Origin of the sequence: Streptomyces sp. NPDC014991 (assembly GCF_043080665.1) — a bacterium.
Taxonomy (GTDB): domain Bacteria; phylum Actinomycetota; class Actinomycetes; order Streptomycetales; family Streptomycetaceae; genus Streptomyces.
In genome coordinates, this window is the sequence record NZ_JBIBVY010000029.1 from 72,259 (window position 1) to 81,053 (window position 8,795).

Here is an 8,795-nt window from a genome sequence, read left to right on the forward strand (position 1 = left end):
CTCCTGCTTCGGCTGTCGGATGCGTACTCCCGTCGCGCCCCGCGATGAGCACGGTCTCCAGTGATCGACGTTCCGCATATTTCGCATTGCGGAATATTATTTCTACTATCTGGAAGCAATGTAGGGGGACGGGAAAGGGTCGTCAAGAGTGGTCCGCGGAGCGGCGGGCGCCGGACAGGCGTTGCGGCGGCCGGGACGAGCGACGGGCCCCGGACGGGTGCGCCGCCGACAGCGCACTCGTCCGGGGCCCGCCGTGAACCGTTCAGCGGATGCTCGGTGACCGTCCTCTCACACCCCGTACGTCTCCCGCAGTTCCACCTTGCGCACCTTGCCCGACACCGTCATGGGGAAGGAGTCCAGGATCCGCAGCCTGCTGGGGATCTTGTAGTGCGCGAGCCGGCCCGCGCAGAAGGAGCGGAGGTCCTCCAGGGTGAGCGGGTCCGCGGGGTCGGCCGGGACGACACAGGCGAGGACCTCCTCGCCGTACCGCTCGTGGGGCACCCCGACGACCTGGACGTCCCGGATGCCCGGGTGGGCGTGGAGGAACTCCTCGATCTCGCGCGGGTAGATGTTCTCGCCACCCCGGATGATCATGTCCTTGATGCGGCCGACGATCTCCACGTAACCGTCCTCGCGCATCACCGCGAGGTCCCCGGTGTGCATCCAGCGGCCCGCGTCGATCGCCTCGGCGGTCTTCTCGGGCTCCTCCCAGTAGCCGAGCATCACGCTGTAGCCGCGCGTGCACAGCTCGCCCGCCGTTCCCCGGGGCCGGGTCACTCCGGTGGCCGGGTCGACCACCTTGACCTCCAGGTGGGGCAGGACCCGGCCGACGGTGGCGGTGCGGTGCTCCAGGTCGTCCTCGATCCGCGTCTGCAACGACACCGGTGACGTCTCCGTCATGCCGTAGCAGATGGAGACCTGCTCCATGTGCATCTCGGTGACCACCCGCTTCATCACCTCCACCGGGCAGGGCGAGCCCGCCATGATGCCGGTGCGCAGGGAGGACAGGTCGTAGGAGGCGAAGTCCGGCAGGTTCAGCTCGGCGATGAACATGGTCGGGACGCCGTAGAGGGACGTGCAGCGCTCACGCTGTACGGCGTCCAGGGTGGCCCCGGGGTCGAATGACGGGGCCGGGACGACCACGCAGGCGCCGTGCGAGGTGGCCGCGAGGTTGCCCATGACCATGCCGAAGCAGTGGTAGAACGGCACCGGGACGCAGATCCGGTCCCGCTCGGTGTAGGCGATCGACTCCCCCACGAAGTAACCGTTGTTGAGGATGTTGTGGTGGGAGAGGGTGGCACCCTTCGGGAAGCCGGTCGTGCCCGAGGTGTACTGGATGTTGATCGGGTCGTCGCAGGACAACGCGGCCTCCCTGGCCCGCAGTTCCTCCCGCAGCCCGTCCCGCCGGCGCGCGCCGCGCGCGGTGAACTCCCGCCAGCCCGGGTCGCCGATGTACACGGTCTCCCTCAGCCGTGGGCACGCGTGCCGCACCTCCTCCACCATCGCCCGGTAGTCGCTCGTCCGGTGCCGCAGGGAGGCGAACAGCAGGGAGATCCCGGCCTGGTCGAGGACGAACCGCACCTCGTGCGTGCGGTATGCGGGGTTGATGTTGACCATGACGGCGCCGACCCGGGCGGTGGCGTACTGCACCAGCACCCACTCGGCGCAGTTGACCGCCCAGATGCCGACCCGGTCGCCCTGGGCCACCCCGCTCGCCAGCAGCGCGCATGCCAGTTCCTCGACGTCGGCGGCGAACTGTCCGTACGTCCAGCGCCGCCCGGACGGGACGTCGACCAGCGCCTCGCGGTCCGGCCACGCGGCCACGGCCCGGTCCAGACTGGCGCCGATGGTGTCACCGAGCAGGGCGGTGGTGCCCGTCCCGTGGGTGTACGACAGCTCAGGGGCCTCTGTCACCGGAAGTCCTCCTCGCGGTACTCGTTCCGCGAGCCCGCGGCCGTGGCCTCGCGCAGCTCGATGCGGCGGATCTTGCCGGAGACGGTCTTGGGCAGCGTGCCGAACTCCAGCCGCCGGATGCGCTTGTAGGGGGCGAGCACGCTGCGGGAGTGCTCGAAGAGGATCTTCGCGGTGCCGGGGCCCGGCTCCCAGCCCGCGGCCAGGACGATGTACGCCTTCGGCACGGCGAGGCGCAGTTCGTCCGGGGCGGGCACGACGGCCGCCTCGGCCACCGCCTCGTGCTCCAGCAGCGCGCTCTCCAGCTCGAACGGGCTCACCTTGTAGTCGGAGGCTTTGAACACGTCGTCACTGCGCCCGACATAGGTGAGATACCCCTCTTCGTCGCGGGAGGCGATGTCACCCGTGCGGTAGTAGCCGCCCGCCATGACCTCCGCCGTGCGGTCCGGGTCACCGTGGTAGCCGGTCATCAGGCCGACCGGACGCTCGGTGAGGTCGAGCGCGATCTCGCCCTCGGTGGCGCCGGGCGCGCCGGAGACCGGGTCGAGGAGTTCCACTCGGAAGCCGGGGCTGGGACGGCCCATCGAGCCGGTCTTCAGCGGCTGGCCGGGGCTGTTGGAGACCTGGACCGCGGTCTCGGTCTGACCGAAGCCGTCCCGGACGGTCACGCCCCAGGCCCGCCGGACCTGCTCGATGACCTCGGGGTTGAGCGGCTCGCCGGCCGCCAGCGCCTCGCGGGGCGGGGTGCGCAGCAGGCCGAGGTCGGCCTGGATGAGCATGCGCCACACGGTCGGCGGCGCGCAGAACGTGGTGACGCCGGCCCGGTCCATCTCGGACATCAGCCGGGCAGGATCGAAGCGGGTGTAGTTGACGACGAAGACGGTCGCCTCCGCGTTCCACGGGGCGAACAGGTTGGACCAGGCGTGCTTGGCCCAGCCGGGCGAGGAGATGTTCAGATGCACGTCGCCGGGTCGCAGGCCGATCCAGTACATGGTGGCCAGGTGCCCGATCGGGTACGAGGTGTGGGTGTGCTCGACCAGCTTGGGGCGGGCGGTCGTGCCCGAGGTGAAGTAGAGCATCAGCGGGTCGTCGGCGAGGGTGGGGCCGTCGGGGAGGAACTCGGCGGACCCCGGACAGGCGTCCTCGTACGGCTCCCAGCCCTCCTCCGGCAGGCCGCCGACCGCGATCCGCGTGTAGGCGCCGGGCACGTCGGCGAACTTGGCCGTGTCCTCCGCCCGGACGATCACGTGCTTCACCCGGCCCCGGTCCACCCGGTCGCGCAGGTCGGCCGGGCCGAGCAGCGGGGTGGCCGGGATGACCACCGCACGCAGCTTCATCGCGGCCAGCGCGGTCTCCCACAGCTCGGACTGGTTGCCGAGCATGACGAGGACGCGGTCCTCGGCGGCGACACCGCGCTCGCGCAGCCACCGGGCCACCCGGTTGGAGCGGTCGGCCAGTTCGGCGAAGGAGAGCCGGGTCTCGCTGCCGTCCTCCTCAACGATGTGCAACGCGGTCCGGTCGTTGCCGTCGGCGATCACGTCGAACCAGTCCAGCGCCCAGTTGAAGTGCTCGGGCCGCGGCCAGGCGAACCCGCCGTAGGCGGTGGCATAGTCCTCGCGGTGCTCCAGCAGGAAGTCCCGTGCACCCCTGAAGGCGTCGCTCGCCGTCGTCATCTGTCCTCCCATGTTCCCGGCCATTGCCGGGCGGCTCTCCGGCATCGTCTAATCCGTGATGCAGGTCTCACTACCCCCGAACGGGGGTGAGGACTGCCGAAGGGGCGGACAAGGTGACGGCAGACGCGATGGGCGGGGTAGTGATCGGTGGCGCGCTCGCCCGGCTGCGGCGTGCGACGGGCCTCCCGGTCGCCTTCGGCGGGCTGGTGGAGTCCGGCCGGCCGCGGATCCGCATCAGCGAGCTGAGCGGCACGACCACGGCCGCGCTGCACGCGCTCGCGGTCATCTCCGGCAGCGGGCTCGGCGGCAGGGCGGTGGCGCTGGCCCGGTCGTGCGCGGTGACGGACTACTCCGGCTCCCGGCAGATCAGCCACGAGTACGACGTACCGGTGGCCGCCGAGGGTATCCGCTCGGTGCTCGCGGTGCCGGCCGTGGTGCGGCACCGGGTGCGCGGGGTCCTGTACGGCGCGCTGCGCCCGGCCGAACCGCTCGGCGACCGCACGCTGGGCGCGGCGATGGCGGTGGCGCGGGACGTGGAGCAGGCTCTGGTGGTGCGGGACGAGACGCGGGGACCGCTGGCCGCGGCCCGGCCGGAGCCGGCCCGCGCCGGTTCCGGCCGGGGCGCGGGGTGGGAACAGGTGCGCGAGGCGCACGCCGCGCTGCGGGCCCTGGCCCCCCGGATCACCGATGCGGGCCTGCGGGCCGAACTGCTCGCCGCGTGCGGGCTGCCGACCGCGCCGCCACGAGCCGGTGGCGTGACCCTGGCGCCACGTGAGCTGGACGTGCTGTCCTGGGTGGCGGCGGGCGCCACCAACACCGCGGTGGCCGAGCGGCTGGGTCTGCGCCCGGAGACGGTCAACGGCTGTCTGCGCTCGGCGATGCGGAAGCTGGGCGCCCACACACGAGGGGAGGCGGTGACCGCGGCCCGCGGGGCGGGGCTGCTGCCGTAGCGCGGAGGAAACATGCCATTCATACGGCGGCGCTTTGAATTTCCCTCTGCTTGACCGTTTGTTATTTCCCTCACCACGGCTTCCGTCCGAATTTCCTGGATCGTTGCCTAGAATTTGGCCCGGACACGACACACGAGGGGAGCGGTGACCGTGCGACGGGACTTCCAGGAGCCTGCCAGGTGCCGCCCCGACCTGGTCATCGGTCGCGAGGAGCTGTTCGACGGCGCCCGTGGTCAACTCGCCTCCGGGGGCAGTGTGCTGCTCCACGGCCCCGCCGGAATAGGGAAATCCACCGCCCTGCGGGCATTGGCCGAGGAATACGGCGCCACCGCCCGCACGGTCTTGCGCTGCTCGGCGACGGAGTCCGAATCACACCTTCCGTTCCTGGCCCTCGCCGACCTCCTCGGTCTGGTCCTCGACGACATCGCCCCGCGGCTGCCGGCCGCCCAGCGCACCGCCCTGGAGTCGGCGCTCACCGGCCGCGGCGAGTCCAGCCTCCAGCGTGACGGTCTCGCCCTGCGCCTGGCCGTGCTCTCCGCGCTGCGCGCCCTCGCCGCCGACGGGCCGGTGCTGATCGTCGCCGACGACCTCCAGTGGCTCGACCCGGCCAGCGCCGAACTGCTCGGCTTCGCCGCCCGTCGCCTGGAGGGCACCCCGGTGCAGTTGCTCTGCGCCGTACGCACGGAAGGTCAGGCCAGCCAGGAGTACGACCGCCACCTGCACTCCTGTCCGCCGGACACCCTCGCCGTCCGGCTGGGCGCGCTCTCCCGCGCCCAGGTCGCCCAGTTGCTCGGCCACCGCGGCCACGGGGGCCTGTCCCGGTCCACGGTCCGCGAGATCCACCGCACCAGCGGCGGCAACCCGCTGTTCGCCCTGGAACTGGGCCGTGCCCTCGCCGAGAGCCCGACCCCGCCCCGCCCCGGCGAGCCGCTGCCGGTGCCGACCTCGCTGCGCGCCCTGGTGCTCAGCCGCCTGGACATGCTGTCGGTGGAGGCCCGCCGCACCCTGCTGGTGGCCAGCGCCGGCGCCCGGCCCACCCTTGCGCTGCTGCACGCGGCAGGCCGGGGCAACGCCGAGGCCGAGTGCGCCCAGGCCGCCGAACTCGGGCTGCTGGCCACCGACCCCGACGCACCGGCCGTACGGTTCGCGCACCCGCTGATATCCGCCGCGCTGTACGCGGAGACCCCTGCCCAGGAGCGGCGGGCCGCGCACGCGGCGCTGTCCACAGCGGCCTCCGACCCCATCGAGCGGGCCCGGCACCTGGCCCTCGCCACCACCGGCACCGACCCGGAGGTCGCCGCCCGGCTCGCCGAGGCCGCGGCCCTCGCCCGCGATCGCGGCGCACCCTCGGTCGCCGCCCAGCTCGGGCTGCTCGCCGCCCGGCACACCCCCGCCGACGGGACGCCGAGGCAGGAGGAGCGCCGGCTCCAGGCCGCCGAGGACGCGATCACCGCCGGTGAGGTCGACCTGGCCCGGGACATCGCCCGCGAGGTGCTGACCCGCGCGACCGTGCCCGCCGACCGGGTACGGGCCTGGATGATCGTCATCGACAGCGCGGGCCACACCATGGCCGAGGTCGACACCGTCTTCCCGCAGGCCCTCTCCGACGCCGGCGAGGACCCCCGGCTGCTCGCCCTCGTCCACTACCAGCTGGCCTGGCGGGCGCTGATCGTGGAGGGCGACTTCACCGAGGCCCGGGAGGCCGCCGCGCACGCGGCCGGACTGGCCGCGTGCGGCGGCGACCGGCGCACCGAACTGCTCTCCCTCGCCTTCCAGGCGCAGACCGAGACCCTGATGGGCCATCCGGAGGCGCCCCGCACGATCAAACGGGCCCTGCGGGAACCCCAGGACCCGCGGGTCGCCTGGCATCACAACGGCGCGGGCAGCGCCCGGTTCCGCTGGCTGGTCATGGGCGACCAGCTGGCCGAGGCCCGGGCCACGGTCACCGCGCTGCTGCGCGAGGTCCGCCGGCGCGGCTCCGTGGAGAGCGAGGTGCACTTCCTGCGCGGCCTCGCCGAGACGGAACTGCGCGCCGGGCACTGCGGGCGCGCGCTCGACCTGGCCCGCGACAGCCTGCGGCTCGCCCGGGACTCCGGCATCGGCGAGACCGCCTCCGCGATGCTGACCTCGCTGGCGGAGGCCTCCGGCGGCGATGTGGACCGGGCGCTGGCACTCGCCCGGGAGGCGGTGGAGCACGCCGAGGAGGACGGCGACCAGATGTACCTGTCGCGGGCGCTGGGCGCCCTCGGGTACGCCCAGCTGGTGGCCGGGGACCCGGCGGGCACCGTCCGTTCGCTGCGCCGGGTGCGCGGGCTGGAGCTCGCGCTCGGCATCACCGACCCGGCCCGGGGCCGCTGGCAGGGCGACCTGGCCGAGGCACTCGTCCGGACGGGTGAGCCCGGCGAGGCGCAGGACGTCATCGACGTCAGCCGCGAACACGCGCTGCGGCTCGGCAGGGAGAGCGTCCTCGCCGTCCTCGACCGCTCCGAGGCCCTGGTGCGTGCCGCGCAGGGCGACCCGGAGGCCGCGCTCGCCCAGCTGACGTCCGCTCAGGACCGGCTCGGCAAGCTCGGCTACGGCCTGGAGGAGGCGCGGGCCGCGTTCGCGCGGGCCCGGTTGCGGAGCAGGCACCCGGCCGAGGGAGCGCGCCGGACCGGTACGGCCAACCCCTTCGACGAGGCCGCCCGGATGTTCCGGCGCTGCCGGGCGCTGCCCTGGTTGCGCCAGGTGGACGAAGCGCTCACCACCCCCGAGCGGGAAGTGGCGCCGGCCGTGCCGGAGGCGCTGCACGCCCTGGACGTGCTGGCCGCGATGGAGCGTCAGGTGGCCGCGCTGGTCATGGAGGGCGCCACCAACCGGGAGATCGCCGCCCGGCTGTTCATCAGTGTCAAGACGGTGGAGGCGACCCTGACCCGGGTCTACCGCAAGCTGGGGATCCGGTCGCGCGTCGACATCGTCCGATTGGCGGCGGGTCACCGCGCGAACTGAGCGGCGCCCTTGTTAACTGAACCGGACCGAGGGTTTTCCCTCACCCAGCCCCCTAGGGGGTTCCCTCATTGGGAGCCGAGGGTTCCGGGTCCTAGCGTAAAGGGCGTGCCGCTCGCCCGGGCACATGGGGGTCGGTCCCCTCTTCGAGTTCTCGACCGCGCTCGAGCAGGGGACCCCCGCCCCATGCACTCCCCACACCCGCGCGACCCCCCACCGGTGCAACCCCCACTGAGGAGACTCATGTTCGGGACCAGACGTGTGAGAGAGACCGCCGCGACCCTGGTGGCCACCGCTGCCGCCGCCGCGACCGCGCTGCTCGCCGCGCCCACGGCGAGCGCGGCCCCCCAGCCCGTCGTCGGCGGTACGACGACCACGACGACCGCGTACCCGTTCATGATGCAGATCACCGACGCGTCCCAGAACCAGTTCTGCGGCGGCACCCTGGTGGCGCCCAGGAAGGTCGTGACGGCCGCCCACTGCATGGTCGGCGAGACGACCGGCAGCGTCCGCGTCGTCGGCGGCCGGACCTACCTGAACGGCACCAACGGCACGGTCGGCAAGGTCAGCAGGATCTGGATCGACCCGGACTACTCGGACGCCACCAACGGTGACGACGTGGCCGTACTGACCCTGTCCACGTCGATGCCGTACACCCCGGCGTCGTACGTCTCCTCCTCCCAGACGGGCGTCTACGCGGCCGGCACCACGGCCCGGATCCTCGGCTGGGGCACCACCTCGGAGAACGGCGGCTCCTCCAACCAGCTGCGGACCGCGACCGTCCCGGTCGTGGCCGACTCCAGCTGCCGTTCCTCCTACGGTTCGGACTTCGTCCAGTCCGACATGGTCTGCGCCGGATACACCTCCGGCGGCGTTGACACCTGCCAGGGCGACAGCGGCGGTCCCCTGCTCATCGGGGGCGTCCTGGCAGGGATCACTTCCTGGGGCGAGGGGTGCGCGGAGGCGGGTTACCCGGGTGTCTACACCCGGCTGGCCACCTTCTCGGACCTGGTGACCGCGCAGGTCAACTCGTGACCCGGAAGACTTCCCGAGCATCCCTCGGGTAACCGCCGGGGGGGGGGGGGGGGGGGCCCCCCCCCCCCCCCCCCCCCCCCCCCCCCCCCCCCCAGGCGCCCCCCCCCCCCCCCCCCCCCCCCCCCCCCCCCCCCCCCCCCCCCCAACCCCCCCCCCCCCCCCCCCCCCCCCCCCCCCCCCCCCCCCCGCCCCCCCCCCCCCCCCCCCCCCCCCCCCCCCCCCCCCCCCCCCCCCCCCCCCC

5 protein-coding genes are annotated in these 8,795 nt (G+C 73.4%); 3 read left to right on the plus strand and 2 right to left on the minus strand.

Translation table 11 applies throughout. From position 1 onward, the window contains the following. Positions 1-288: 288 nt before the first annotated feature. Together ACF1BE_RS31860 and ACF1BE_RS31865 are read right to left on the minus strand one after the other, a co-directional pair. The gene (locus ACF1BE_RS31860) at positions 289-1,914 is read right to left on the minus strand and encodes an AMP-binding protein (RefSeq protein ID WP_392202472.1); all 1,626 of its coding nucleotides are present in this window, start codon (positions 1,912-1,914) and stop codon (positions 289-291) included. Beyond that, positions 1,911-3,584: an AMP-binding protein gene (locus tag ACF1BE_RS31865; protein WP_392202473.1), complete on the minus strand. Its 1,674-nt coding sequence runs from the start codon at positions 3,582-3,584 to the stop codon at positions 1,911-1,913. Before ACF1BE_RS31865 ends, ACF1BE_RS31860 begins: the two co-directional genes overlap by 4 nt. A 113-nt stretch (positions 3,585-3,697) precedes the next feature. Between ACF1BE_RS31865 and ACF1BE_RS31870 the strand changes: the two genes are divergently transcribed. From ACF1BE_RS31870 to ACF1BE_RS31880, 3 genes are all read left to right on the plus strand, one after another. Continuing rightward, positions 3,698-4,534, plus strand: a complete 837-nt coding sequence (locus ACF1BE_RS31870; protein WP_392202474.1) for a LuxR C-terminal-related transcriptional regulator — start codon at positions 3,698-3,700, stop codon at positions 4,532-4,534. 144 nt (positions 4,535-4,678) lie between these two features. After that, entirely contained in the window at positions 4,679-7,522 is a 2,844-nt protein-coding gene (locus ACF1BE_RS31875) for an AAA family ATPase (RefSeq protein ID WP_392202475.1), read from the plus strand. A gap of 240 nt (positions 7,523-7,762) precedes the next feature. Further along, a complete protein-coding gene (locus ACF1BE_RS31880; RefSeq protein ID WP_392202476.1) occupies positions 7,763-8,554 on the plus strand; it encodes a S1 family peptidase in 792 nt (263 codons plus the stop codon). Positions 8,555-8,795: the final 241 nt, after the last annotated feature.

Coding starts and splice junctions, on each gene's coding strand:
- ACF1BE_RS31865 (WP_392202473.1), bottom strand. CDS start 3,584: ATGACGACGGCGAGCGACGCCTTCAGGGGTGCACGGGACTTCCTGCTG.
- ACF1BE_RS31880 (WP_392202476.1), top strand. CDS start 7,763: ATGTTCGGGACCAGACGTGTGAGAGAGACCGCCGCGACCCTGGTGGCC.